The sequence below is a fragment of the Niveispirillum sp. GW835-FHT14G11 genome, from assembly GCF_058793615.1.
The window spans coordinates 98,530-124,063 of the sequence record NZ_JBXAFZ010000001.1; the positions used below are offsets into that span (position 1 = coordinate 98,530).

The window sequence follows — 25,534 nt, forward strand, 5'->3', positions numbered from 1 at the left end:
GCACCCCGTGCGATTCCTCCTTCTACCCCTGCTTGTCCTGCTTTTGATTGCTGTTCCCGCGCGGGCGGATGATGCACCGCGGCTGGAGAAGGCACGGGTCCTGATGGAACTGTCGGGCAGTCAGGCCCTGGCCGACCAGGCGCTGCTGGCCGTAACGCGTCAGGCGGAGGAACTGATCGCGCATGAAAATCCGGGCCGGGAGGCGGAGGTGACCATCCTGGTCCGCGACCATTTCCTGCCCAAGGCGCGGGCCGCCTTGCCGGAATTGTCGCGCGGCATTACCGGCCTTTATGCGGCGCATTTCACGGCGGCCGAACTGGACCAGATGATCGCCTTCTACCGCTCGCCGGCGGGGCGCAAGCTGGTGGCGCTGTCGCCCACCATCATGGGCCAGAGCATGTTGCTGGGCCAGGCCTGGGCCGAGGGCGTGGCCGATCGCGCCTGGGACAGCTTCACCAGGGCCGCGCGCGACCGCGGCCTGGCGGTGCCGAAGCAGCTGTGAAACCTTACCCTTTTTGTGCCCGCACCGGCGGCATGGCGTTGCAGACATCGACATGGCCCGACGCGCGGATGAAGAAATCATCCTGGCGGAAGCGCCGCGCGTCGCGCCATCTGGTGTAGGTCTCGCTCTGCCCGGACAGGACCTCGATCTTCTCCCGCTCGGCGTCCGGCATGTCGGCGGCCAGGCGGATGGTGGTGATCGGCACCCGTTGCTCCGCCTTCTCATAGAAGCCCAGCGTGCCGGTGCCGCGCGGCAATGCGGTCAGCAGTTCCATGCCCTTCAAGACGCGGCCCACCAGGGTGATGACCCGGTCCAGCGGGCGCGGGGAATGGCCGATGACGGTGTACAGCTCGGCCCCGCTGCCGCTGTCCAGGGGCATCCCGCGCCCGACCCCGACAATGCCATAGCAATGGGTCATCCAGGCCTCGCCAGACTTCGGATCGCGGGCGGCGGGGAAGATGTCGGAGATGCCAACCTCCGGCGCATAGGCGTCCGGGTCGGGCAGGCTGGCAAAGGGCAGGCTTTTGGCCCCGCCCTTGACGGTGAATTCGGGTGCCAGCTTGTCCAATGCCGTCTTCATTGGCTTGGGTGTTTCGTCGGGCATGCCCCACTGGGTCACGTAATTATCCTGCACGCGGACAATGAAGGTGCCCGCGTACCAGTTCTCCCGCGCCAGTTTGCGCATATTCTCCACATGTACGGGCGCGAAACCGGGTGCCAGCTCGATCACCACCCGCCCGCCCGGCAGTTCCATATACAGCGTGTTTTCGGGTACCGGTGTGCGCCAGTCGGATGCCGGTGATGCCGCCAGCACCTCGGCCGGCGTGGCGCGCGTGGGTGCCTCTTCGGCGGCGGCGGGAAGGGACAGGGCCAGCAGGGCGGCGGTGGCAGGCAGGGTCAGGCGCATGTCGCTTCTTCTTCTCGTGAGGATTGCCGGAGGCGGCAGCATCCCAGAAGCGGGCCTGTCGCATCAAGGGGCGGCGATGACCTGCCCCTTGAACGGGTTCCAGTGTCTGGCCGCCAGCACAGCCCAGGACGTGGCACCCAGATGCGGCTGGCGGAAATAGAAAAAGTCGGCATCCCTGCTGTCGGGCCCGATGGCGAATCCGGTGGACAGTTTCTCCCCGCGCGTGGCCCACAGATACCCGCCGGGACTGATATCGCCGACCAAGCTGGTCAACAGGGCATCGGCGCGCTTGGCGTCGCCGGCGGCAAACCAGGACAGGGCCGCCTGGGCGGTGCCCTCCACCCAGACCCCGTCGCGGTCGCCATTGAAATCATAGCCGCCGGCCACGCCATGCACCTTGTCGGCATGATCCAGGGCCCGTTGCCATTCCACCGCCGTACCCGGCAGCAGCAGGGGCCAGAGCTGGGCGTCCAGGCCGGAATTGCCGTCATTGACGCTGACCCCGTCCGGCAGGGTGCCTGTGGGGAAATGACCGCCGCCCTTCTGCCACATGGCATCCAGGAAGGCCCGCGCTGTCGCCTTGCCCCCCGCCCAGTCGCCGCCCTCGGCGCCTGACCGTTCCAGCCAGTCGAACAGGGCGACAAGGTCGGTATTGTGCTCGGTTGATTTCCAGCCCAGCGGCCGGGTTTCCACCCCGTCGCCATGCACCCCGCCGGTGAAGCCGCCCGGCCCCTTGGCATCAGCCGTCCGCGCCAGAACCCAGGCGCCCAGCTTTGCCGCCCCATCCCGGTATTTCGGCTCTCCCAACGCCTCGGCCAGGGTCAGCAGGGCCAGACCCGCCCAGGCGACATTGCCGGTGGCGGTGCCGACCTGATAGGCATCCTCTTCCCAGCGTTGGGCTTTCTGGTTCCACCAGCCATTGGGCGGGATGGGGAATTCCTGTTGCGGCCCGGCGCGATAGGTGGTGCGCAACCGGCCCTGCGGCCCCGCCCGGTCACTGTCGACCGCCGACAACAGCGCGTCGCCGATGCGCTTTGCCTTGGTGGGGCGGCGGCAGGCGACCAGGGCGATGGTGGCCAGCGCATTGTCATAGGTGAAGGCGGCGTTCTTCAGCGCATCCTCCGCCGGTGCCCCGGCACCGGACGGATGGTCGAAGCTGCGCAGGAAGGCGGGTCCCTTGCCGGGTACGGCATCGATGGCAACGGTCAGCGCCCCGCATAGCCGGCTTTCCAGAAGGGATGCCGGCTTGGCATCAACCTCGCGCGGTCCCGCCGCATAGGCGGGTAGGGTCAGGAAGACAGCCAGCAGGTAGGCAAGGCACCGGTGCATCATTCGGCGTGCTTGGGCGGCAGCAGGGCTTCCAAGGGCACGCGCAATGCCTTGGCGAGTTTCACCATCGCGTCCAGGCTACCTGGCTTACGGCCACTCTCGATCTCGGACAGGTAGGATGCAGAAATGCCGGCTTCCTTGGCCAAGGCCTGCTGGCTGAGGCCCCGATAGCTACGGAAGGCCGATACAGGATGGGTGCCTGCCAGGATAGCCTTTGTCAGTTCCAGCGGGATCAACTCATCCTCGCCACGGTCGATGGCGGCCTTGGCCTGCAACAGCGCCTCAATATCGGCTGCATCCTCCAGCATTTCAGTCAAGGCCTCGAAATCAGCCCGACTCAGCGTGACCGTGTCGGCATCTTCCCGGATTGGCCTGAACGTAAAGGCGTTCATCGGTAAATCTCCCTGCGGTGCCCGACCTGGATGATCATGACGGTCAGTATCCCCTTGTCGATTTCATAGACCGCCCGCCAATCGCCATGACGGATGCGCCCTGTATTGCTGCCGAACGCCTTCGCCCAGGGGAAGCGATCATAGGGATTCTGGGCGAACTGCTCCAATTTCGCCATCAACGCATCGCGGTCGCGCGCTGGCAGCGCACGCATTGCGACCGTGGCATGGATGGACTAGATCAGCTTCATCCCTGTCATCTTCGCCAATAGCGAAGTTTCTGACAAGCGCTATCCCCGCACCCGCAGCCCCGCCGATAGCGTTTCCACCAATTCGGCCATCATCACTTCCGGATCGGCGCTGCTGACCGGAGCCAGGTTGCCCGACACGATGCCTTCCACCAGGCCGTTGACGGCGGCCCAGGTGGTGGCGGCCGCCCGTTCCAGCCGGTCGGGGCTGGCGTTCGGGATCAGCGGGGCCACCGCCATCTCGATCCCCCGACGCAGGCGCACGATGCGCTCCAGCAGCCAGTCGGGCAGCGGTTCGGTCAGGACCGGCGGGCGGTTGTCGATCAGGGTCTGGAACAGGTTCAGGTTGGACCGCGCGAAGCTGAGATAGGCCTTGGCCAGGGCCAGCAGCCGCGTTTCCACCGCCGCGTCGCCCGGCACGGCATCATCCGCCGCCTTCATAACCACCTGCAGCCGGTCGAGCAATTCGGCATTCAGGTGCAGGCGCACCGTGTCGAGATTCGGATACAGGTTGTAGAGTGTGCCGACGGAGCAACCCACGGCCTGGGCCAAAGTCCTGGCGGTGAGCGCGGCCAAGCCGTGATCGGCGACCAGTTTGCGCGCCTCGTGCAGGACGGCTTTGGCGAGTTCGGCGCGGGGCTGACGGCTCATCGGCGATTTTTCCCTGACTTTCCCTGGATTTGGCACCGGTCGTCACTATCTTTAGCACGGGCGCGCGGTTTTCAATCGACCTTTGTCCGGCTACCCATGCTACCCGTGCTCACGGCAAAAGGCTGCCTCGGCAGACCTGCATGTTGATGACACCGTTCCACTGACGTAAAACCGTCGCGGATTCTCAAGCCTTTGCACCCGGCCCCGGCGATCCAACGTCGCGTGCCTTTCCGACCGGAACCCCAAATGGCCCCCTACGATCAAGCCCCGAGCGAGCGCCTGTCCTTCCTTTTCGGCGCCAACGGCACCTTCATCGCGGAACTCTACGCCCGTTACCGTCAGGACCCGACATCGGTCGATGCCAGCTGGCAGTCCTTCTTCGCCGAACTGGGCGATGATGGACATGCCATCCTGGCCGAACTGAATGGCGCGTCCTGGGCCAAGGCCACGGCGAAAGTCATCGGGGCCGCCGATCCGGACGCCCCGCCCCCGGCCAAGCCGGGCAAGGGCGACAAGGCCGCCGCACCGACCCCGGCCGCCGCTGCTCCCATCGTGCAGGGCTTCACGCCCGAGCAGGTCCGTCAGGCCCAGCTGGACAGCCTGCGTGCCCTGATGCTGATCCGCAATTACCGGGTCCGCGGCCATCTGCTGGCCAAGCTGGACCCGCTGGGCCTGGACAAGCGGGCCGAGCATGCGGAGCTGGATTACCGCCATCACGGCTTCACCGACGCTGACCTGGACCGGCCGATCTTCATCAACAATGTGCTGGGGATGGAAACCGCCACCCTGCGCCAGATCGTGGACGCGGTGCAGCGCACCTATTGCGGTTCGATCGGCGTGGAGTTCATGCATATCCAGGACCCGGAGCAGAAAGCCTGGATCCAGGAGCGCATCGAGGGCATCCGCAACCAGACCGATTTCACCGTCAATGGCAAGAAGGCCATCCTGCAGCGCCTGACGGCAGCGGAAGGGTTCGAGCGTTTCTGCCAGGTGAAATACACGGGCACCAAGCGTTTCGGCCTGGAAGGTGGCGAGGTGTTGGTGCCGGCCATCGAGCAGGTGATGAAGCGCGGCGGCCAGATGGGCCTGAAGGAGATTGTGCTGGGCATGGCCCATCGCGGCCGCCTGAACGTGCTGGCCAATGTCCTGGGCAAGCCCTTCAAGGCCATCTTCAGCGAGTTCCAGGGCAACCCCGCGAACCCCGAGGATGTGCAGGGCTCCGGCGACGTGAAGTACCATATGGGTACCTCGTCTGACCGTGACTTCGACGGCAACACCATCCACCTGTCGCTGTCGCCCAACCCGTCGCATCTGGAAGTCGTCAACCCGGTCGTCTGCGGCCGCGTGCGCGCCAAGCAGTGTCAGATTTCCGGCCAGGTGCCGCCGTCGGATGAGAGCCGAGCCAATGTGCTGGGCGTGCTGCTGCATGGTGACGCGGCGTTTGCCGGCCAGGGCCTGGTGCCCGAGACGCTGCTTTTGTCGGAGCTGAAGGGTTACCGCACCGGCGGCATCATCCATTTCATCATCAACAACCAGATCGGCTTTACCACCGCGCCGCAGTACAGCCGTTCCGGCCCGTACCCGACGGAAGTGGCCAAGTCGATCCAGGCCCCGATCTTCCATGTCAACGGCGACGATCCCGAAGCCGTCATCCATGTCAGCCGCATCGCCATCGAATTCCGTCAGAAGTTCCTGAAGGATGTCGTGGTCGACGTGGTCTGCTATCGCCGCCAGGGCCATAATGAAGGCGACGAGCCGGCATTCACCCAGCCGCTGATGTACAAGACCATCGCCAAGCAGACCACCACCCGCGCGCTTTATGCCCAGCAGTTGGTGGCGGAAGGCGTGCTGACGGCGGCGGAGGCCGACGGTTATGTCGCCGATTTCAATGCGACGCTGGAGGCCGAGTTCCAGGCCGGCATGTCCTACAAGCCCAACAAGGCCGACTGGCTGGAAGGCAAGTGGTCGGGCCTGTCCACGGCCACGCCGGACGCCCGTCGCGGTGTCACCGCCGTGGCCCCGGACGTGCTGAAGGAGGTCGGCCTGGCCATCTCCCGCGTGCCGGCCGGCTTCAACGTCAATTCCAAGGTCGCCCGCCAGCTGAAGGCAAAGGCCGAGGCCATCGAGTCGGGCCAGGGCATCGACTGGGCCACAGCCGAGGCGCTGGCCTTCGGCACGCTGGCCGTGGAAGGCACGCCGATCCGTCTGTCGGGTCAGGATGTGGGTCGCGGCACCTTCTCCCAGCGCCATTGCGTGCTGGTTGATCAGGTGAACGAGGAGAAGCTGGTTCCCCTGAACCTGATCCGCCCCGGCAAACAGGCAAGCTTTGAAGTGCATGACAGCCCGCTGTCGGAAGCCGCCGTGCTGGGCTTCGAGTACGGTTTCTCGCTGACGGAGCCGCATGCCCTGACCATCTGGGAGGCGCAGTTCGGCGATTTCGTGAATGGTGCCCAGGTCATCATCGACCAGTTCATCAGCTCGGCCGAATCGAAGTGGTTGCGCATGTCCGGTCTGGTCATGCTGCTGCCGCACGGCATGGAAGGCCAGGGTCCGGAACATTCGTCGGCCCGTCCGGAGCGGTTCCTGCAGAATTGCGCGGAGGATAATTGGCAGATCTGCAACATCACGACGCCGGCCAATTATTTCCACGCACTGCGCCGTCAGGTGCGCCGCGACTTCCGCAAGCCGCTGATCGTCATGTCGCCGAAGTCGCTGCTGCGTCACAAGCTGGCCGTGTCGCCGCTGGACATGTTCTCCAACGGCCAGACCTTCCACCGCGTCCTCTATGAAACGGGTGTGGATCTGGTGACCAACGACAAGATCCGCCGCGTCGTCATCTGCTCCGGCAAGGTCTATTACGACCTGTTCCAGGAGCGGGAGAACCGTGGCGTCAAGGATGTGGCCATCCTGCGCCTGGAACAGCTCTATCCGTTTCCGGCCGATGTGCTGGCCGAAGAGCTGGCCAAGTATCCGAACGCCGACGTGGTCTGGTGTCAGGAGGAGTCGGAGAACCAGGGTGCCTGGACCTTCGTCGACCGCCGTATCGAAAAGGTGCTGACCAGCATCTCCCACAAGGCAGCCCGTCCCAAATATGCCGGCCGTCCGGAATCGGCCGCCCCGGCCACCGGTATGCTGAAGCGCCACAACCAGGAGCAGGCGAAGCTTCTGGATGAGGCACTGACGGTCTGATCCACAGGCCCCCATCCCTTTCTTGAAGACCATCCAAACGCGAAGGCCACACAATATGGCGACGGAAATCAAGGTGCCCACCCTGGGCGAATCGGTCACGGAAGCGACGGTAGCCCGCTGGCTGAAGAAGGTCGGCGACTCCATCAATGTCGATGACGCCCTGGTGGAACTGGAAACCGACAAGGTGACGCTGGAGGTCAATGCCCAGGCCGCCGGCACCCTGGCCGAGATCGTGGCCGCCGAGGGTGCGAACGTCGCCGTCGGCGCCCTGCTGGGCGTGATCGGCGAAGGTGCGGGCGCCCCCGCTGCCAAGCCGGCCGCCGCCGCCCCGGCTCCCGCGGTTGCTGTTCCGGCCCCCGCTGCCGCCCCGGCGGCGCCGGTTGCCGGCGCCCCGGTCTTTCCGGCCGCGGCCAAGATCGCCGCGGATAACGGCATCGATACCGGCGCCATCGCCGGCACCGGCAAGGATGGCCGCGTGACCAAGGGTGACGTGCTCCAGGCCATCGAAGCACCGAAGGCCGCCCCGGCCCCGGTTGCCGCCCCGGCGTCCGCCCCGAAGGCCCCGTCTGGTCCGCGCGCCAAGGCCGATCTGGAAGAGCGGGTGCGCATGACCCGCCTGCGCCAGCGCATCGCCGAGCGCCTGAAGGAAGCGCAGAACACGGCCGCCATGCTGACCACCTTCAACGAGGTGGACATGACGAACGTGATCGCCATGCGCAACCAGCTGAAGGACAGCTTCGAGAAGAAGCACGGCGTGAAGCTGGGCTTCATGTCCTTCTTCGTGAAGGCCTGCCTGGTGGCCCTGAAGGAGCTGCCGGCCGTCAACGCGGAGATCGACGGCACCGATCTGGTCTACAAGAACTATTATGACATCGGTGTTGCCGTCGGCACGCCGCAGGGTCTGGTGGTTCCGGTGGTCCGCGACGCCGACAAGCTGTCCTTCGCCGGCGTGGAAAAGACCATCGGCGATCTGGGCAAGAAGGCGCGGGACGGCAAGCTGTCGATGGAAGACCTGTCGGGCGGCACCTTCACCATCTCCAACGGTGGTGTTTATGGCTCGCTGATGTCGACCCCGATCCTGAACACGCCGCAGTCGGGCATTCTGGGCATGCACAAGACCATGGACCGCGCCGTCGTTGTGAACGGCAAGGTCGAGGTCCGTCCCATGATGTATCTGGCGCTGTCCTATGATCACCGCATCATCGATGGCCGCGAGGCGGTGACCTTCCTGGTCCGCGTCAAGGAATGCATCGAGAACCCGGAACGCATCCTGCTGGATGTCTGATCATTCCGGTTAGGTAATAATTGAGAAGGGCCGCCCATCATCGGGCGGCCCTTTTTCATTTCGGATACGGGATGATCAGTCGGCGGCCGTCGGTGCGCCCTCCCAGCGCGGCGGCCAGGGGCGGTCATAGAGCGGGCGTTCCGGCGTCTGCAGGCCGTGATGGATGGCCAGGTCCAGCACCCAGTCCAGATACATCTCGATCATGCCGGTGACATGGAAGGCCGGGCAGCCGGTATAGAGTCGGTCATTGCCGGTGCTGAACGGCGTGATGGAACGGCCGTCCAGGCGCAGGCGCACGCCGTCCGCCGCATGTTCGATGCGGAACGCGCAGGCCTCTCCCGTGGTCGGGTTCACGGCACTCTCCCCCTCCGGCTCCAGCTTGGAGGCATGCAGGAAAGTGACGATCATCCCCAGGCTGCCGGCGGCCAGAGTCTTCAGTTCCTTGCGGCTGCGCCACATGGCATCGCGCCAATGATTGACCGGCAGGTCCAGGCCCAGATGCAGCGACGCCTCCACCAGGCTGAAGCACATATGCAGGGCGGTGTTGCTGCCGGTCTTGGAGATGGAGACCATGTCATGGTCGGCGCGCGCATAGAGCGCGGAACCCTTGAAGAAGCCCTGGGCGAAGCGGGCCATGCGGGCAAACGGGCAGGCGGGTGCCGGCTTGCCGGCCAGATCGGCGGCCCATTCATCCAGCACCAGGTTCAGGCTGATACAGGCCTGGGCGCGCAGCCAGTTCAGCTTCTGCGCCTGCGACAGGCCGGCGGGCAGCGGCGCGAAGGGGCCGTCACCATGGGCACGGGCCAGTTCCATCCGGCCCCGCAGCTTGTCGCGCAGGTCATGGAACAGGAAGGACAGGAACAGATTGCCCTTCACGCGGTCGCGATTATCCGACGTCAGGGGCGCGCCATCCTCCAGCAGCGTATCAATGCCCTGGGCCTCGCCACCCCGCCGGGTCAGCCAGTCCAGGATGGCACCCACACCCAGGCGCGACAGGCCGGCCTTGCCATGGGCCTGACGGTAAAGCTGGGCGAAGCTGCCCTCGGCTTCATTGTCGCCGGATTGGATGAACCGGATATGCGCGCTGCCGTCCATGAAATCCCCCACTGCTGATGGCGGGGAGGGAGAAGCAAAGTGCGGGCCAGCGGGGTGGGGATCAATAAATACAAGGGGTTATGAATAAGGGTGGCGTTGCATTCCGCAATGCCCCTTGCGGATCGCCAGTGGGTCGGCGCTTTTTGCCCAGTGGATTCTGCCCGTAGGCTCAGTCCGTGCCGGGCACCGGCCTTCCCAGCCGGGCCCAGACGGCGCGGCGTTCATCCGGGGTCATCACGCCCCAGCGCATGATCTCCTCCAAGAGCCGTTTGCAGCCCAGGCAATGATGGCGCCGGCGATCCAGGTCGCAACGGCGGATACAGGGGCTGGGAACGTAATCGTCGGGAAGGGTGGGTGTCTCCATGTTCATGCCTCCATGGCGGTGGCCAGCCGGGTGCCGCTGACGAAGGCGGCTTCCGCCCGTGCGTCCAGGCACCAGTCGCCACACGCCCCCAGGCCCAGGGCGCCATCCCACAGACAGCCCTCGGTCAGTGGTGCCGTGGGCAGGGCATGAGGCCAGTGATGGTGGGCAATCAGCACCGGTTCGGTGGTGATTCCCGTGGTGGCCCGGAAGGACGGCAGCAGGGCGGCGATCACCGCCGCGTCCGTATCATCCCGGTGCCGCTGCGACCAGGCGGGGGCGGCATGGGCGATGAAGGTGGCCGTCGCGTCGCGGCCCGGCTTGCCCCCGTCATGGGCGATCCAGGACAGGGGGCGATCCTCCCCACCCGCACCGCCCAGGAAGGCGGCGTCCCAGGGGGGTGGCGTTGCGGTTTCGAAGCCCAGCATCAGCGCCCGGCACGGCGCCATCACCGCCTGCGCCGCACGGGCCGACAGGGCAGGGGCGACCGGTGCCAGCAGATCCGCCGCCAGCGGCGCCGGCACGGCGGCGATCACCCGCGCGAAGGGACCGGTCCGGCTTCCATCCGCCAGCGTCAGATGCCAATGGCCGGGCGTGCCGGTGATGGCCGTGACTTTGGTTGCGAAACGCGGGCGGGTCCCTGTCGGCAGGCGGGCGATCAGCCCGCTGATGATGCCATCCATGCCCGGCAGGCCCACGAACCGTTCCACCGCATGCGGTTCAATGCGGCCATCGGCGGACAGGCGCACGACGCGTCCCGGCCAAGGGGCGGCGAAACCGTCGGCCAGAAACCCTTGCATGACGCTGCGGAACCCGGCATCGCGCACAGTCAGGAACTGCCCGCCATGGTCGAAACGCCAGCGGCCGGCCCGGTATGTGGACAGGCGACCGCCCGGTTGCGCAGCCGCATCGAACAGGGCGACGCACACCCCCCGCGCCGATAGCGAAAGCGCTGCCGCCAACCCGGCCAGGCCGGCGCCGATGATGACGGTGGGAAGGGGACCGGTATGCGTCATGCTTGCCTGGCGGGTGTGTTGCACATGGGTTCATTATCCCCCCACAAGGAAGGCCATACTATGCTTGTGTGTCATGACACCAGGGGTTGGGAGTGCTAACAATATCCATCCTCTTGGCCGCGAGCAGGCGATGGACGGCAAGACCGGCGCAGAACGGCCACCCCATACACCGGACCGCCCCCAGGCGCGTGCATCGGTGTTCTCTCCCTGGCTGGCCCTGCCCTTGGCGTTGGCCGGGATTATCGCCATTGTCGTGACCTTCGCCCGGCCGGAGGCGACCCTGCCCGCCGGCATCGACCCCTGGCAGCCGGCGGCACTGGCCTGTGCCGGCATTGCCCTGCTGCTGCTGCTATGGGTCATCATCCATGCCATCCGCCAGCATCAGGTCGAGACATTCAGCGAAAGGCGGGACCTGCGCGCCACCAATGCCGCCCTGCGGGCACAGGTGACCCGCCAGCAAGCGGCTTTGGACCGGCTGGCCCGGGCGGAGCGCAAGTACCGGGAGATCTATGAAACGGCGATGGAGGGGATGTTCACCACCGACATTGCCGGCCGCTTCCTGTCCGCCAATCCCGCGCTGCTGACCATGATCGGGTACGAGAGCGAGGCTCAGTTGAAGGCGGAGGTACAGGACGCCACCGTCAGCTTCTATGTCGACCAGGAAAATCGCGACGCCATCACCCAGGCCCTGCTGGCGCAGGAGGAGGTGGGCAGCATGCCGGTGGAACTGCGCCGTCGTGACGGCAGCCATTTCTGGGTCGCCATCTCCGCCCGCATCATCCGCAATGACGAGGGGCGCGCCGTGGCCTTCCAGGGCAGCGTGCGCGACATCTCGCAATGGCGTCGCGACCGGCTGGCCATGGAGCAGGCGCTGAGTGCCGCGGAAATGGCCAACCGTGCCAAATCGGAATTCCTGGCCAACATGACGCATGAGCTGCGCACGCCGCTCAACGCCATCATCGGCTTTTCGGAGATCATCGCGACACAGGCCATGGGTCCCATCGGTCAGCCCGCCTATCGCGAATATGCCCATGACATCCATGACAGCGGCCAGATGCTGCTGACCCTGATCAACGACATCCTGGACCTGTCGCGCATTCAGGCGGGCAAGAAGGAACTGTCGGAGAAGCTGGTGGATGTGCCGCGCCTGATCCGGTCCAGCATGCGCCTGGTGGCGGAACGCGCCGACAAGGGCGGCGTGCTGCTGGAAACGGAAATGGAGGCGGAACTGCCGCCGGTGCGCGCCGATGAGGTGGCGCTGAAGCAGATCCTGAACAACCTGCTGTCCAACGCCGTCAAATTCACGCCGGATGGCGGCAAGGTCATCTGCGGCGCGCGGGTGGAAGAGGATGGTGCCCTGTCGCTCTATGTCCGCGATACCGGCATCGGCATGCGGGAGGAGGACATGGCCACCGCCATGGAACCGTTCCGCCAGATCGAGGGCAGCCATTCACGCAATGCCGGCGGTGTGGGCCTGGGCTTGCCGCTGGTCCTGGCCCTGGCCCGCCTGCATGGCGGCGACGCGCGGCTGGAAAGCCGGCTGGAGGTGGGTACACTGGTCACCGTGACCCTGCCGCCCACCCGCGTGCAGTCCATGCCGTTGGCCTTCCTGCGCTCGGTGGCGCCGGCATAGCGCCGCTCCAACCGTTGTAAGGGGACGCTCTACTTCACCCGGCGGACCTTGATGATGCCGGCAACGCCGTCGATGGTCATGTTGAAGCTGCCCATCGCCCCCTTCTCGACGCGCACCACCTTGCCGGCCTTGGCATTGACGACGGAACGGGCCACGACCTGGGTCCAGACCTGGCCATTGTCCAACGTGAAGGAATGGCGATCAGCGGATTGCTGGCTGACCGCGGTCAGCTTGGACGTGATGCTCTCCGCCTCCTCCGGCTTGGCCGCGACGACGGGGTGCTGCTTGTCCTGGATGCGCTCGGCCCCAAAGGCCTGTTCCTTGCTGATGGGCGGCACGGGGGCGGCCGGGGCCGGGGGCGCCGGCGGCGGGGCGGCATAGCGCAGGCCCGGCACCGTGCGGTCATAGCAGGCCAGTCGCGCGCCATTATCGAGGATGCCCAGGCATTTCAACACATCGTCCTGGCCGGCGGCCAGGGCGGGAACAGGCAGGGCCACCGGGGTCGTCAGGACCAGGGCGGCGGCAAGCAGGCGGGACAGGCGGATTTCACGCATCGGGTCACTTTCCCCAAAAGAGGTTCGTCTGAACCGTCAATGCGCCCAGTCTGTACCTGTTGACCGCAAATATCTCAACCGAATGCGGGGGCTGTACCGCCCCCGTACGGTCGCCTGATCAGGCCACCAGTTCGATCGAGTAATTCTCAATGACGGTATTGGCCAGCAGCTTGCGGCACATTTCCTCGATCTGGGTCTTGGCCTTGGCAGGATCGGTCTCCGCCACTTCCAGCTCGATCAGCTTGCCCTGGCGGACCTCGCCGACGCCGTCGAAGCCCAGATTGGTCAGCGCATGGCCGATGGCCTTGCCCTGTGGGTCCAGCACGCCGTTCTTCAGGGTGACGATGACTTTGGCCTTCATGGGAACACCCCGTGTCTTCTGGTCGGGAAAGCGATGGCGGTGGGATAGCAAAATCGGCCCGGCTTGGCGATGGCGAAACCCGCAGGGAAGCCTTGCCAGGACGGACGGGGATTGGAAACGAAAAACGCCGGAACCGTATGGGACGGTTCCGGCGTTTGACGTCACGATATTGAGCGACCGTTACTGCACCAGCTTGGGGGCGGTATGGTCGCCGGGGCCGGCCTCGGGCAGGATGCCCAGGCGGCGGGCCACTTCCTGATAGGCCTCGGCGACATTGCCCAGGTCCTGGCGGAAACGGTCCTTGTCCAGCTTCTCGTTGGTCTTGGCATCCCAGAGGCGGCAATTGTCCGGGCTGATCTCGTCCGCCAGGATGATGCGCATCTCTTCATTTTCCCAAAGCCGGCCGAACTCCACCTTGAAGTCCACCAGCTTCAGCCCGATGCCCAGGAACAGACCATTCAGATAGTCGTTGATGCGCAGGGCCAGCGACAGCATGTCATCCAGGTCCTGCGGGGCGGCCCAGCCGAACGCCGTGATATGCTCCTCCGATACCATCGGATCGCCCAGCTCGTCGTTCTTGAAGTAATATTCGACGATGGAGCGGGGCAGCGGCGTGCCTTCGGGAATGCCGAAGCGCTTGGTCAAGCTGCCGGCAGCGATGTTGCGGACCACCACCTCGATGGGGATGATCTCCACTTCACGCACCAGCTGCTCGCGCATGTTCAGGCGGCGGACGAAGTGGTTGGGGATGCCAATCTCGCCCAGCTTCGTCATCAGATATTCGCTGATGCGGTTGTTCAGGACGCCCTTGCCCGTGATCGTGCCCTTCTTCTGGGCGTTGAACGCGGTGGCATCGTCCTTGAAATACTGGACCAGGGTGCCAGGCTCAGGGCCTTCATACAGGATCTTGGCCTTGCCTTCGTAGATGCGCCGGCGTCGCGTCATGGGTCTGGTGTCCAGCAATCGTTCCAGCCAAAGGGATACGGACCCGCATGGCGGCTGGCCAGCGGGTCCGGGCCCTTGCTATAGCAAGCTACACCGTCCGGCACAATGAAACCAGCGATGCGGGCGGGTCAGTGCTGGGTGGCTTGTATCAGAGGGCGATCGGTTCGAACCTAACCTGATCCGGCCGGCCCGGCGCGAACAGCAGGCGGGGCGGGGTGCCGGCGCGCTGCATCGACGGCAGCGCCACCAGGGCGGAACTGCCCGTGCCGAAGCCGCTGGGCGTGACGATGCACATGGCCCCGCGCGGGCCGGCATCCCCGTCCCAGATGCGGCAGCCCAGCAACTCCGTCCAGCCGCTCCAGTCGCCGGTCTCCGGGTCCGGCACCGCTGCCGCCTGGAACAGCGGCTTGAAGAAGCGGATGCGGGGATGGGCCGAATCGTCCAGGTCGCTTGCCGCCATCATCGACAGGCCCGGCGGGATCGGCGCGACCCGCACCCGCGCACCGTCGGCCGGCAGTGACAGCCAGAAGGCGTCGCGATTATCGGCCACCACCAGATTGAAGGGCCGGTAGGCCCGGCCGTCCAGATGCCCCAGGGCCTCGGCCGCACTTTCCGCATCGGCATGGTCCAGCGCGTCCAGCACCAGTTCGCCCCGCGACCTTTTGCCGGCCAGTTGGCCCAGCGTGCCCTCCCGGTTCAGCACCGTGGCGACGACGCCATGATCGTTGATGCCCAGCCAGGATCCGCCGGCACTTTCATCCAGGCCCGCCAGCACTTCCGGCCGGTCGGGCCAGTGGCGGCCGGGCGGCTTCCAGGGGCGGCCTGCCATCTCGTCCCGATTGCCGGCGAGCAGGAGCGGCCAGTCATGGCCGGGGCGACGCAGGATGACGACGGTGCACATGGGCGGGCGGGACCTTCAAAAATCGATGGGGACGCCCCATCCTTATAGAAGGGAAGGGCGCGTCCGGAGGTGGCTTGTGTCACATCGGACGTATATATAGGTTTCCCCGGCTACCGGTTCGACCCGCCTGCATGAGGATTGCAAATGACGACGTTCGACGAACGCGAACAGGCATTCGAAAACAAGTTCAAGCACGACCAGGAACTATTGTTCCGCATCTATGCCCGCCGTGCCCGTCTGGCCGGCCTGTGGGCCGCGGAACTGCTGGGGCTCACCGGCGAAGACGCCACTGCCTATGCCAAGCAGATCGTTGCCGTCGATTTCGAGGAGCCGGGCCATAAGGACATCGTCCGCCAGCTGCTGGCCGATTTCCAGGCCAAGGGCGTCGATATGTCCGAGCATCGGATCGAAAAGGAGCTGGACAGCCTGCTGGAAACCGCGCGCCAGCAGCTGCAGAGCGAATAGGGATCACCCGGCGGGGCACGCGCCCCGCCGATCTCACAAGGCCGATGGATCGTCGGCATCGATGATGCGGCGGGCCGTCTCCAGGTCGAACCCGGCCCGCGCCATCGCCGCGATGTCCTTGTCGCGGCGGCCCCGCATCTCCTCCTCCGGCAGTCCACGGTCGGGGCGGAACCCGCCCAGCCGGCGCCGACGGGCATAGGCGAGGGCGGCCTTCATCTCGGCCTCTCCCTCCGCCGCCCCTTCCAGGCCGGCCAGGGCGTTTTCCACCTGTCCGTCGTCCAGCCCCTTGGCCATCAGCTTCTGCCGGATCATGCGGGTGGACCCGCCGCGGCGCTGCAAGCCGCCGGCCTTCATCTCCGCATACAGCCCGTCATTCAGGATGCCCTGGCGCAGATAGCGCTCGATCAGGGCCTCGACCCATTCCCGCCCCTCCGCCGGGTCGGTGCCGTGGGCGCGGGCGGACGCATCGACGCGGCGCAGCAGCAGTTTGCGCAGATTGGCTGAGGAACTGGCGAACCGTTCCAGGTAATGCAGGGCGGCGCGGTCCAGATAGGCCGCGCTCACCCGTTTCACCTTGCGCCCAGCGGTGCGGGCCCCCGTGTCGTCCGTCACTGTCGATCCCTCAACTGATAGGGCAGCATTGCCCGTATCCGGCCAGCAAGATAGTGTCTGGTCCTTCCCATCGTCCCCCCGGACAGGCATCCAGAGAAACATGTCGCAACCGATCACCCCCATGCCCCGCGCCATCGGCGCCGTCAACTGGATCGGGCTTTCCACCCTGATCCGCAAGGAAGTGCACCGGTTCTTGAAGGTCTGGGTGCAGACGGTGGCGGCCCCGGTCGTCACCACCTTGCTGTTCTACGCCGTCTTCGCCCTGGCGTTGGGCGGGGTGGTGCGCATGGTGGGCGACGTGCCCTTCATGCTGTTCCTGGCGCCCGGCCTGATCATGATGGCCATCGCCCAGAACGCGTTCGCCAATTCCTCCTCCTCGGTCCTGGTGGCCAAGGTCCAGGGCAATATCGTCGATGTGCTGATGCCACCCATCTCCGCGCTGGAACTGACCAGTGCCTATATCGTGGGCGGGGTGGTGCGCGGTGCCATGGTGGGGCTGGTCACGGCGCTGGCCATCACCCTGTTCGTGCCGCTGTCGATCCATTCCATCGGCTTCGTGCTGTTCCATGGGGTGGCGGCGGCATCGCTGCTGGCGTTGCTGGGCCTGATCGGCGGCATCTGGGCCGACAAGTTTGACCATATGGCGGTGGTGACCAATTTCATCGTCACGCCCTTGTCCTTCCTGTCGGGCACCTTCTATTCCATCGAAAGCGTGCCGCCGGCCTTCCGCTTCATCGCGCATCTGAACCCGTTCTTCTATTTCATCGACGGCTTCCGCTACGGCTTCATCGGCCAGACGGACGGGACGCTGGGCACCGGTATCCTGGTGATGCTGGGCACCAATCTGGTGCTGGGCTTCGTCGCCTGGCGGATGATCGCCAAGGGTTACAAGCTGAAGGCTTAACGCCTTTCCGCTGATCATACCGATCAGCGGACCTCAGTCGCCGGCGTCGCCATCCGGCGACTTGGCTTACGCCGCATGCGCGGCGCGGCGGCAGTCGCCGCCGTCCGGATCCGCAGGAGAGTGACCGGCATGAGCAGCATGGAACAGACAAGCCGCCCGGCCGGCGCCTTCAATGCCGGTTTCAGCCGGCAGGTGCCGACCTTCCACTGGGTCGCCTTCCTGGCCCTGTGCCGGCGGGAATTGCGGCGGATGATGAAGATGGCGGTGGCCTTCATCGTGGCGCCGGCCCTGATGGCCATCATCTATTTCTTCTGCTTCCTGTTCGGCCTGGGGCCGGAGCGGGGCACGGCGCAGGGCGACGCGGTCCTGTCCTATCTCGTTCCCGGCCTGATCATGCTGTCGGTGCTGCTGCGGGCGGCGGAAAGCGGCGGATTCTACCTGCTCTACAGCAAGATCGAAGGCCATATCATCGATGAGCTGATGGCCCCCGTCGGCGCGCGCGAGGCGGTGCCCGCCTATCTGCTGGCCGGGGTGACGGCCGGCGTGATCAGCGGGCTGGCCGTGTGGATCGCGTCGCTGTTCTTCTGGCCGCTGCCCGTGGCCCATCCGCTGACCGCCATCGGCTTCGTGCTGGCCGCCGCCCTGTTCATGGCGCTGTGCGGCTTCCTGTGCGGGCTGGCCAGCACCAAGTGGGACCATATCTCGGCCTATTTCACCTTCCTGTTCACCCCGCTCTCCTTCCTGTCGGGCCTGTTCGCGCCGGTGGACGCCATGCCGGCCACGTTTGCCGCCATCGTGAAGCTGAACCCGCTCTACCACGCCATGGAGGGGTTCCGGCACGGCATGCTGGGTAATGCGGCGCAGGCACCGGCGGTATCGGCCCTGTTCCTGGGCATCGGCATTCTGGCGCTGCTGGTGCTGGCCGTCCGGCTTTATTCGACGGGATGGCGCATGAAGAGTTAAGCTTATGTAACGGGCGCGCATCTGCCCGTTACCAAGGCCGGATTTTTGTAAGCCCCCTGCAAATGCGGCGGACAGGGGGTGTAGGGCTGCCGCAATATCCAAGGCGAGATCACGGAACCGATGACATACAGGAACCGACCCATGGATGGCGCGCTTTCCCCCAACCCGCCTTCGAGCCTGTCCAGCCGCCCGCGGGTGACGCCGGGCGTGCCGGCCGGCGGTATCGCCGCCATCATCGTGGCCCTGAGCGTCATCGGCTGGGGCCTGATCACCGGCGGCGATGGCCGTGACGATCATCGCATGAGTGTCGGTTTCGACGCGCCGGAGCCCCCGGAACCGCCCGAGCCGCCAGAAGCCCCCACCCCGCCGCGCCCGCCCCGCGCCCCCGATGTGCGCGTCAATGTCGATATCGACCCGGCCATGGTCGAGCGCACGGTGCGCGACGCCATGCGGGACGTGGATATCGACTCCACGCGGATGCAGGCCCTGCGCGATGCCCAGGCCGGACTGGCCGATGCACGTCGTGAACTGGCCGAAGCACGCGAGCGCCTGCGGGCGGAGGGCAAGGATGTGCCCGCCATCGCCGAGGGCGCCCTGCGCGTCGCCGAAATGGGTGTGGCGGCCGCGTCGGGTGCCGCCATGGGCGCCGCCGACAGTGCCAGTGCCAGCGACGGCAGCCTGATGCAGAGCTTCGATGCGCCCAGGGGCGTGCAACTGGTCAATATCGGCGGTGACATCACCATCGAACGATCGTCGCGCGCCGACAAGGTACGGGTGGAGGTGGACCAGGGGGCGCGCAACCTGGATGTCGGTGTCAAGGACGGGGTACTGACGCTGCGCGGCAATGGCGACCCGCATGTGGGCCATGCCGAGATTCGCCTGACCATGCCCGCGGAGGGCGACCTGACCGTGGCCGGGCTGGCCGGGGACCTGTCCATCGGTGGCCGCTCCGACGGCAAGCTGTCGGTGCAACTGCTGCGCGGCGATGTGTCGGCCGAACGTGTGGGCGCGCTGTCCGTCGATATCAAGGAATCGGGGTCGGTTTCGGTGGAGCGCGTGGAAGGCGACCTGCGCTTCAATGTCGACGGTTCGGGTGAATTGTCCGTGGAACGGGCGCAAAGCGCGCAGCTTGAAATCAAGGGCCACGCCAACATCTCGCTGGGTCGGGTGGAGGAAGGGGTGAGCCTGTCCATCCCCGGCCATGCAGAGGTGGATATCGGCCGGGCCGACGGCCCGATCAAGGTGGATTTCCCCGGTGCCGGCAATGTCAGCATCGGATCGGGCGAGGCGCGGCCGCTGCAGGTCAATGTCACCGGCGCCGGCACGTTCGAATTCAACGGTCTGGCCCATGACCCGCTGGTGGTGGCGTCGGGTGCCGGCAATGTCCATATCGCCAAGCATGAAGGCAAGGCCAACATCCGCAACACCGGCGTGGGCAACACCTTCGTCGGAGATTGAGGCATGCCTTGATCGCCCGCCGTCCCCCGCCCAAGCCACCCGCCCCCGCCCCCGCCCCACCGGAGGGGGAACTGGACGGTCGCATCCGGCAAGGCGAGATTGAACGAATGCGCCGACAGGCCAAGGATCGCGGCTTCAAGGAGCAGGTGCAGCAGGTCGCCAAGGCCAAGGGGGAGGACCCCTACCAGCTGCTGGCCGAGGCCATCCGGCGCATGCTGCGGGGTGAGTAAAGTCACCCCTTGACGATGTTCCATAAATGGGATTTTATCCCATTTATGGAACATGATATTGACACACGTCTGGCGGCCCGCCTGACGCAGTTACGGCGTGAGGCCGGCTGGTCCTTGGATGAGCTGGCTACGCGCAGCAGCATTCCCAAGGCCACGCTTTCCCGCCTGGAACGGGGCGAAACCAGCCCCACGGCCAGTCTTCTGGGCCGGCTCTGCGCTGCCCATGGCCGCCCCATGTCCCGCCTGCTGGCGGAAGTGGAGGCGGAACCGGCCTTGCTGATCCGCGCCGCGGACCAACCGGTCTGGACCGACCCCGCCACGGGATTCGTGCGCCGCTCCCTCTCCCCGCCCGCCGCCGGGCTGGAGACGGAGATGATCCATGGCACCCTGCCGCCCGGTACCATCATCGATTACGACGCCCCGCCGGTGCCCGGACTGGAGCAGCATATCTGGCTGCTGGACGGCCGGCTGGAATATCGGCTGGATGGGGCGGCACATGTGCTGGAACCGGGCGATGTCCTACGCTTCCGGCTTTATGGCGCCTCGCGCTTCCACAGTCTGGGCGCGGGGCCCGCCCGTTACATCATCGCCATCACCCGACCCTGAGGGGCCTTCATGCACTATGATATCGAGACGGCGGCCGGGCAGAGTTTCACGGCCGCGATACCCGAACTCGCCCGGCTGCTGCGGGCCTGCGTCATGAACGGGGCCGCCGTCGGCTTTATCCCGCCGCTGGCGGAGGAGGCTGCGGTCGATTTCTGGCGGGGGCAGGAGGCGGCGGTGCAGGCAGGAGAGAAGATCATCCTGCTGGCCACCATGGCCGCGCGTGTCGTTGGCACCGTCACCCTGGCCCTGGCGCCACAGGTAAACGGCACCCACCGGGCGGAGATCGCCAAGATGCTTGTGCATCCCGAGGCGCGCCGCCAGGGCATCGCCGCGTCGCTGCTGAAGCGGGCGGAGGAGGTGGCGCGGGGGCAGGGCCGGCGCCTGCTAGTGCTGGACACCCGCCAGGGCGACGATGCGGAGCGGCTGTACGGCCGGCTGGGCTGGCAAAGCGGCGGCATCATCCCCGACTATGCGTTGAATGGCGACGGCACCAGCCACGCCACCCATGTCATGTACCGCCAGCTGGCCGGGCGGCCGGGGGGCCTGTCGGTGGTGGCGGCGTCGCCTGATGAACCTGAGGCCCGGACCCTGATCGACGCCCTGTCCGCCGATCTGGCGGGTCGCTTCGGCAGTGACGGGCGCGGCGGGCTGGCCGGTTGGGCGGACGTTGCCGACCGGTCGCTGTTCGCGCTGGCCCGATTGGACGGGATTGCTGCGGGCTGCGGTGCCGTCCGCCCGTTCGATGGCACGGTGGGGGAGATCAAGCGCATGTATGCCGTGCCCGGCAGTGTCGGGGTGGGGGCAGCCGTGCTGGCCTTCCTGGAGCAGGGCGCGCGCATGCTGGGCTATGAGAGGCTGCTGTTGGAAACGCGCTGGGCCAATGACCGGGCAGTCGCCTTCTACCGCCGCCATGGATACCGGCTGGCGGCGAATTACGGACCCTATCAGGGCCGGCCGGAATCGGCTTGTTTCGGCAAGATATTGTAGGCCGGACCCACTGCCGCCCGTACAGGTTGACGTGAACCCCCAATGCTGGTCAGGATGCGCCCATGTCACAGCCAGCAATGGGGAAGAACGAGATGGCGCGCCTCAAGGATCGTGTCGCCCTGATCACGGGGGCGGGGAACAGCATCGGCCGGGCCGTCGCCCTGGCGTTCGCCCGCGAAGGCGCCGACCTTGTCCTGCATTACGAGGAGGAGAGCCAGAGCACCGATGTGGGTGAACTGGCGCGCGAGCTGGAGCGGCTGGGTCGCCGGGTCCTGGCGCTGCGCACCGATGTCACCCATGCCGACGGGGCCTATGGGCTGGTGGAAAGTGCGGTCACGGGGCTGGGCCGGGTCGATGTGCTGGTCAACAATGCCGGGCTTCGGCCTGCCATCTCCTTCGTCGACACCACGGCGGAACAGTTCGACCTGGTGATGGCGGCCAATGTGCGGTCCGCCTTCATGGTGACGCGCATGGTGCTGCCGCTGATGTTCGCGCAGAATTACGGGCGCATCGTCACCACCGTGTCGGACGTGGCCTATCATGGGGCGCCGGGCTATACGCTCTATGGCGCCGCCGCCGGCGCCCTGCTGGGCTTCACCCGCAGCCTGGTCCATGATATCGGCCCGCGCAACGTCACGGCCAATTGCGTGGCGCCGGGTGCCATCGATCCCAAGGCCAGCACCAGCGTGGCCCAGGCCGGGGTGGACGCGCTGCGCCGCGCTCTGCCCAGCCAGCGCCTGGGCACGGTGGACGATGTCACGCCAGCCTATCTGTTCCTGGCCTCCGATGATGCCCACCACATGATCGGCCAGTGCATCAGCCCCTGCGGCGGTGCGGTGATGCTGTGATCAGATGACCAGCGGGTCCACGCCCGTCAGGTCGGGGTGGCCGGTGATCCAGGCTGTCCCGTCCATCTGATCGACCACGGCCCCAAAGCGGCGCAGCAGACCGATCCCGGCCGCCAGATCGCGCATATCCGTCACGCCCGTGCGGCCGGGGCTGTTCAGCCCGGCCAGCAGCAGTGCCATGCCATCGACCGGCCCCAATCCTTCATGGCGGGCCGGCAACGGCCATGACGTCCCCGTCACGCTGCCCGGCAGCCGATCCAGCCGTCGCAGTGCGAACCCCGCACCCAGCCGTTCAAGCGGTATGCGCAGCGTGGACAGGCCATTGCCCGAGTCGCCTGCCAATACAGCCGTGAACGGGCAGGCGGCCAGTGCACCCGCCAGCAGCGGCACGGCCCCCGGCCGGCGGGACAGGTCCAGGACCCGGTCCGGTTCCCGCCATCCCCCGACGCCGGTGCCCCGCACCACCCATCCGCCGGGGCCGGCCTTTGTCACATCCGCGCCCAAGGCACCTAATGCCGCCGCCAGCCCGTCCAGTCCCGTATCATCCGTGCCGGTGACGCCTGTTGTGCCACGCGCCATGGCGCCCAGGATCAGGGCCAGGGAAGACAGGTCGATTGCGGGCATCGGCGGGCCTTGGCAAGGGGGGTACTGATGCCGGGATAGCATGGAAGCGGGGGGTCGGGAAGCGTGCCCCGGAAACCCAGCATGGCGGCAACACGCACAAGCTGTCACACTTCCGTTTGACAGGGGCCGCCAGCCATGGCAGATGCGGCCCGAACCGCGGCGCATTTCCCGGCGCGCGTAAATGTGACGGAGGTATTGCCGTGGCCAAACCCGAGTGGGGTATTAAGCGCATCTGCCCGAATTGCGGTGGGCGTTACTACGACATGCAGAAGAATCCGCCGACCTGCCCGTCGTGCGGCACCATCTTCGATCCCGAGGCGTTGCTGAAGTCGCGCCGTGCCCGTCCGCTGCCGGTCGAAGACACCAAGAAGGCTGTTGCCAAGCGTGACGACGAGGAGGCGCTGGACGCCGAGGTCGAGGAAGAGGTGGAGGTCGCGGACGACGTCACCGATGATGAGGCAGATGTTGCCGACGTGCTGGAAGCAGACGAGGTCGAAGACGACCTGGAAGCAGACGAGGACGTCCTGCTGGAAGATGCCGACGAGCTGGATGACGGTGACGAACTGGGTGAAGTCGTCGATGTCGAGGGCGAGGAAGAGGTCTGATTGGACCGACGGGCCGGCCCTTCGGCGGATGACGTTCAAGAATCCGCCACCGGCCCGTATTTTCCGCTTGCATCTGTGCGTGAGTTTCTAGATAAACCCGCGCACGGCGCCGACGACCCAGGCGGTGCCAATAGTTTCGGGGCCATAGCTCAGCTGGGAGAGCGCTACAATGGCATTGTAGAGGTCAGCGGTTCGATCCCGCTTGGCTCCACCAAATCACAAAGGCTCCGCTGGAAACAGCGGGGCCTTTTTGTTTCGCGCAAATGCCCGACGATGGGGGATCATTGGGATGATTGGTCCCGAACCATCCGCGATGGCATGCAAAATCCTATTGAATCGCCAATCTTTTTTGATGTCCTCATACCAACCCCACGGGTTATGGCGGTTGGAGATGTTGATGCGCATAAGACGTATTCATCCAGAGACTGGCGAGTTGTTCACCCCGTATCGGTATGGGGACGGGTTGTTCCGAGTTGCGGATCCGACCCTGGGCAAGACGAAGCATCATGCCGCGAATCAGGTCGCGGTCGATAGCGAAACCGAATTGATCCGATATATAGCGAGGGGCTTCTCGTGCCGGATGCGGGGCACGGAAAGCGGGAAGGTTAATCTCATTCCCGCCGATGTGATCATGATCGATGGCATTACGCCGGACGGTGCGCCACTGCCGAAAATGCCGGTCCCGCCGTCCGATATGGCTTCCATAGAGGCGCCGATGATTGAACAGTCGGCTTCGGCGCGGAATATTGGTCTACTTCCCCGACACGGTCGGATCACATGTTCAGCGTGCTTTGGCACCGACGCCTGCTGGGGAGCCACCCGCCTGGAGCGGGGCGGATGGCGTTTGGAAAATAACCCGATGTCCTGGGGAGGACGCAACCCGCGCATTCTGGTGCTGGGTTTCAGCAAAGGGGGAAACCAGAACAGCGACATCCTGAACCGCCCCCACGACGAGGTCGCATTCCGGGGTGGCCGCAAGGGTGTATCTCAAATTCTCGCTACTCTGAGCCTGATGCCGGAGGGGCGACATATCGATGAGATCATTGCCGACGAAGACGGGGATTTAGCCTTTGGATCGCTGGTCCGCTGCTCGGTGTCGAAGTTTGATCGGCGGAGAGGCGAATGGGTTATGTCGGGTGCCGATATCATGGCCTCCTGCCTTGACGATGGCACCGTCGGGGATGTGGTCTCGAACTGCGTCGGGCAATTCATCGCCCTGTCGCCTCCACGTCTCAGGCTGGTGGTGATGTTCGGTAACCAGGCGAGCTATGTCGACGGGTGCTTCAAAGTGATCGCAAGGCACCGGCAGGGACTGAGGAGGATCAACCCGGTCGCGTACGGCGATGACGGCGTGACATTTGTCCACACAGTCCATTTCAAGGCGCAGGGTAAATTGTTGCCGGAATGGGTGGCGGGAAAGCCTGGCCTTTCATCGCGCGACGAGACTGACCAGCCCCTTAAGCGGCAGATGGCGCTGCAGGCTGTACAGCCCCTTTTACCGCTGTTGCGTCCAAACGAACACGCGGACTGACGCGGGGCATCGGCCTGGGCTGTCTGGCCGGCCGGTCCATTGCCTGGGGCAAGGACGGCGCCACATGCCGCTTTCGCACCCGGTCGAGGCGCCGGTGCAGGTTGGAAGACACCACTTTCCGGCCGTTCGTTGCAGGAATGAAATATAAAACAGCCCCATCCGCATAAGTGGCCCCACATTGTCGGCCGGATGCGGCATTTGAGCAATCGACAAAGGTGACCTATAAATCACGCAGGGGCGTTTACTTGGTTGTATTGACCAAGCTGTCGAATATTTCAATTATTGCTGACATGAATTCATGGTCCGGCCAAATGCCGGCCTTATCGAAGCCATGA

Annotated in this window: 28 protein-coding genes and 1 tRNA gene; 15 read left to right on the top strand and 14 right to left on the bottom strand. The window is 65.7% G+C overall.

All coding sequences use genetic code 11. The features are described from left to right. The first annotated feature begins 43 nt into the window (after positions 1–43). Positions 44–502, top strand: coding sequence for a DUF2059 domain-containing protein (locus tag AC1Q7F_RS00485; RefSeq protein ID WP_492502712.1), 459 nt, complete (start codon positions 44–46; stop codon positions 500–502). Positions 503–506: 4 nt separating this feature from the next. Here the strand turns inward: AC1Q7F_RS00485 and AC1Q7F_RS00490 are convergent, their stop codons facing one another. From AC1Q7F_RS00490 to AC1Q7F_RS00510, 5 genes are all read right to left on the bottom strand, one after another. After that, positions 507–1,409, bottom strand: a complete 903-nt coding sequence (locus tag AC1Q7F_RS00490) for a peptidylprolyl isomerase (protein WP_492502714.1) — start codon at positions 1,407–1,409, stop codon at positions 507–509. Positions 1,410–1,472: 63 nt separating this feature from the next. Next, positions 1,473–2,738: a hypothetical protein gene (locus AC1Q7F_RS00495; protein ID WP_492502716.1), complete on the bottom strand. Its 1,266-nt coding sequence runs from the start codon at positions 2,736–2,738 to the stop codon at positions 1,473–1,475. Continuing rightward, positions 2,738–3,130, bottom strand: a complete 393-nt coding sequence (locus tag AC1Q7F_RS00500; RefSeq protein WP_492502718.1) for a helix-turn-helix domain-containing protein — start codon at positions 3,128–3,130, stop codon at positions 2,738–2,740. The genes AC1Q7F_RS00495 and AC1Q7F_RS00500 overlap by 1 nt, the downstream gene beginning before the upstream one ends. Next, positions 3,127–3,342, bottom strand: a complete 216-nt coding sequence (locus tag AC1Q7F_RS00505) for a type II toxin-antitoxin system RelE family toxin (protein WP_492502719.1) — start codon at positions 3,340–3,342, stop codon at positions 3,127–3,129. Before AC1Q7F_RS00505 ends, AC1Q7F_RS00500 begins: the two co-directional genes overlap by 4 nt. 75 nt (positions 3,343–3,417) lie before the next feature. After that, the gene (locus AC1Q7F_RS00510; RefSeq protein WP_492502721.1) at positions 3,418–4,026 is read right to left on the bottom strand and encodes a TetR/AcrR family transcriptional regulator; all 609 of its coding nucleotides are present in this window, start codon (positions 4,024–4,026) and stop codon (positions 3,418–3,420) included. Between the two features lie 246 nt (positions 4,027–4,272). Between AC1Q7F_RS00510 and AC1Q7F_RS00515 the strand changes: the two genes are divergently transcribed. Both AC1Q7F_RS00515 and odhB read left to right on the top strand, forming a co-directional pair. Further along, entirely contained in the window at positions 4,273–7,215 is a 2,943-nt protein-coding gene (locus AC1Q7F_RS00515; RefSeq protein ID WP_492502723.1) for a 2-oxoglutarate dehydrogenase E1 component, read from the top strand. A gap of 55 nt (positions 7,216–7,270) precedes the next feature. After that, entirely contained in the window at positions 7,271–8,500 is a 1,230-nt protein-coding gene (gene odhB / locus AC1Q7F_RS00520) for a 2-oxoglutarate dehydrogenase complex dihydrolipoyllysine-residue succinyltransferase (protein ID WP_492502725.1), read from the top strand. A gap of 75 nt (positions 8,501–8,575) precedes the next feature. Here the strand turns inward: odhB and AC1Q7F_RS00525 are convergent, their stop codons facing one another. The 3 genes from AC1Q7F_RS00525 to AC1Q7F_RS00535 all read right to left on the bottom strand — a co-directional run bounded on the left by AC1Q7F_RS00525 (position 8,576) and on the right by AC1Q7F_RS00535 (position 10,972). Further along, positions 8,576–9,595, bottom strand: coding sequence for a hypothetical protein (locus tag AC1Q7F_RS00525; RefSeq protein ID WP_492502727.1), 1,020 nt, complete (start codon positions 9,593–9,595; stop codon positions 8,576–8,578). Between the two features lie 169 nt (positions 9,596–9,764). Then, positions 9,765–9,959, bottom strand: coding sequence for a DUF1289 domain-containing protein (locus AC1Q7F_RS00530; RefSeq protein ID WP_492502729.1), 195 nt, complete (start codon positions 9,957–9,959; stop codon positions 9,765–9,767). Between the two features lie 2 nt (positions 9,960–9,961). Continuing rightward, positions 9,962–10,972: an NAD(P)/FAD-dependent oxidoreductase gene (locus AC1Q7F_RS00535; protein WP_492502730.1), complete on the bottom strand. Its 1,011-nt coding sequence runs from the start codon at positions 10,970–10,972 to the stop codon at positions 9,962–9,964. Positions 10,973–11,102: 130 nt separating this feature from the next. Here AC1Q7F_RS00535 and AC1Q7F_RS00540 point away from each other — a divergent pair, with 130 nt between their 5' ends. After that, a complete protein-coding gene (locus AC1Q7F_RS00540) occupies positions 11,103–12,605 on the top strand; it encodes a PAS domain-containing sensor histidine kinase (RefSeq protein WP_492502732.1) in 1,503 nt (500 codons plus the stop codon). A gap of 29 nt (positions 12,606–12,634) precedes the next feature. Here AC1Q7F_RS00540 and AC1Q7F_RS00545 read toward each other — a convergent pair whose 3' ends face one another. The 4 genes from AC1Q7F_RS00545 to AC1Q7F_RS00560 all read right to left on the bottom strand — a co-directional run bounded on the left by AC1Q7F_RS00545 (position 12,635) and on the right by AC1Q7F_RS00560 (position 15,366). Then, complete coding sequence (locus tag AC1Q7F_RS00545; protein ID WP_492502733.1) at positions 12,635–13,159, bottom strand: hypothetical protein; 525 nt, start codon at positions 13,157–13,159, stop codon at positions 12,635–12,637. 118 nt (positions 13,160–13,277) lie between these two features. After that, positions 13,278–13,520, bottom strand: coding sequence for a phosphoribosylformylglycinamidine synthase subunit PurS (gene purS / locus AC1Q7F_RS00550; RefSeq protein WP_492502735.1), 243 nt, complete (start codon positions 13,518–13,520; stop codon positions 13,278–13,280). Positions 13,521–13,700: 180 nt separating this feature from the next. Continuing rightward, positions 13,701–14,465, bottom strand: a complete 765-nt coding sequence (purC, locus tag AC1Q7F_RS00555) for a phosphoribosylaminoimidazolesuccinocarboxamide synthase (protein WP_492502737.1) — start codon at positions 14,463–14,465, stop codon at positions 13,701–13,703. 148 nt (positions 14,466–14,613) lie between these two features. Continuing rightward, positions 14,614–15,366 carry an NRDE family protein gene (locus tag AC1Q7F_RS00560; RefSeq protein WP_492502739.1) on the bottom strand — a complete coding sequence of 251 codons (753 nt, stop codon included), beginning with the start codon at positions 15,364–15,366 and terminating at the stop codon, positions 14,614–14,616. 144 nt (positions 15,367–15,510) lie between these two features. Between AC1Q7F_RS00560 and AC1Q7F_RS00565 the strand changes: the two genes are divergently transcribed. Continuing rightward, a complete protein-coding gene (locus tag AC1Q7F_RS00565; protein ID WP_492502741.1) occupies positions 15,511–15,831 on the top strand; it encodes a DUF1476 domain-containing protein in 321 nt (106 codons plus the stop codon). Between the two features lie 33 nt (positions 15,832–15,864). Here AC1Q7F_RS00565 and AC1Q7F_RS00570 read toward each other — a convergent pair whose 3' ends face one another. Continuing rightward, complete coding sequence (locus AC1Q7F_RS00570) at positions 15,865–16,443, bottom strand: regulatory protein RecX (protein ID WP_492502742.1); 579 nt, start codon at positions 16,441–16,443, stop codon at positions 15,865–15,867. 100 nt (positions 16,444–16,543) lie between these two features. Between AC1Q7F_RS00570 and AC1Q7F_RS00575 the strand changes: the two genes are divergently transcribed. From AC1Q7F_RS00575 to AC1Q7F_RS00605, 7 genes are all read left to right on the top strand, one after another. Beyond that, the gene (locus tag AC1Q7F_RS00575; protein ID WP_492502744.1) at positions 16,544–17,347 is read left to right on the top strand and encodes an ABC transporter permease; all 804 of its coding nucleotides are present in this window, start codon (positions 16,544–16,546) and stop codon (positions 17,345–17,347) included. Between the two features lie 129 nt (positions 17,348–17,476). Next, a complete protein-coding gene (locus AC1Q7F_RS00580) occupies positions 17,477–18,310 on the top strand; it encodes an ABC transporter permease (protein ID WP_492502746.1) in 834 nt (277 codons plus the stop codon). Between the two features lie 141 nt (positions 18,311–18,451). Then, positions 18,452–19,768, top strand: coding sequence for a DUF4097 family beta strand repeat-containing protein (locus tag AC1Q7F_RS00585; protein WP_492502748.1), 1,317 nt, complete (start codon positions 18,452–18,454; stop codon positions 19,766–19,768). An 8-nt stretch (positions 19,769–19,776) separates the two neighbouring features. Next, on the top strand, positions 19,777–19,998 hold the full coding sequence (locus AC1Q7F_RS00590) for a hypothetical protein (RefSeq protein ID WP_492502750.1): 222 nt from the start codon (positions 19,777–19,779) through the stop codon (positions 19,996–19,998). Between the two features lie 45 nt (positions 19,999–20,043). Beyond that, positions 20,044–20,604, top strand: coding sequence for a helix-turn-helix domain-containing protein (locus AC1Q7F_RS00595; RefSeq protein WP_492502752.1), 561 nt, complete (start codon positions 20,044–20,046; stop codon positions 20,602–20,604). A gap of 9 nt (positions 20,605–20,613) precedes the next feature. Further along, positions 20,614–21,591 (top strand): GNAT family N-acetyltransferase, encoded by a 978-nt coding sequence (locus tag AC1Q7F_RS00600; RefSeq protein ID WP_492502753.1) that lies wholly within the window; start codon positions 20,614–20,616, stop codon positions 21,589–21,591. 62 nt (positions 21,592–21,653) lie between these two features. Further along, positions 21,654–22,439 (top strand): SDR family NAD(P)-dependent oxidoreductase, encoded by a 786-nt coding sequence (locus AC1Q7F_RS00605; RefSeq protein WP_492502754.1) that lies wholly within the window; start codon positions 21,654–21,656, stop codon positions 22,437–22,439. Here AC1Q7F_RS00605 and AC1Q7F_RS00610 read toward each other — a convergent pair whose 3' ends face one another. Next, complete coding sequence (locus tag AC1Q7F_RS00610) at positions 22,440–23,063, bottom strand: hypothetical protein (protein WP_492502756.1); 624 nt, start codon at positions 23,061–23,063, stop codon at positions 22,440–22,442. Positions 23,064–23,263: 200 nt separating this feature from the next. On the opposite strand from AC1Q7F_RS00610, the gene AC1Q7F_RS00615 reads away from it, so the two are divergent. From AC1Q7F_RS00615 to AC1Q7F_RS00625, 3 genes are all read left to right on the top strand, one after another. Further along, positions 23,264–23,668 (top strand): TIGR02300 family protein, encoded by a 405-nt coding sequence (locus AC1Q7F_RS00615; protein ID WP_492502758.1) that lies wholly within the window; start codon positions 23,264–23,266, stop codon positions 23,666–23,668. 138 nt (positions 23,669–23,806) lie between these two features. Continuing rightward, positions 23,807–23,882 (top strand) — tRNA-Ala (locus AC1Q7F_RS00620). Between the two features lie 183 nt (positions 23,883–24,065). Then, positions 24,066–25,199: a hypothetical protein gene (locus AC1Q7F_RS00625; protein WP_492502760.1), complete on the top strand. Its 1,134-nt coding sequence runs from the start codon at positions 24,066–24,068 to the stop codon at positions 25,197–25,199. Positions 25,200–25,534: the final 335 nt, after the last annotated feature.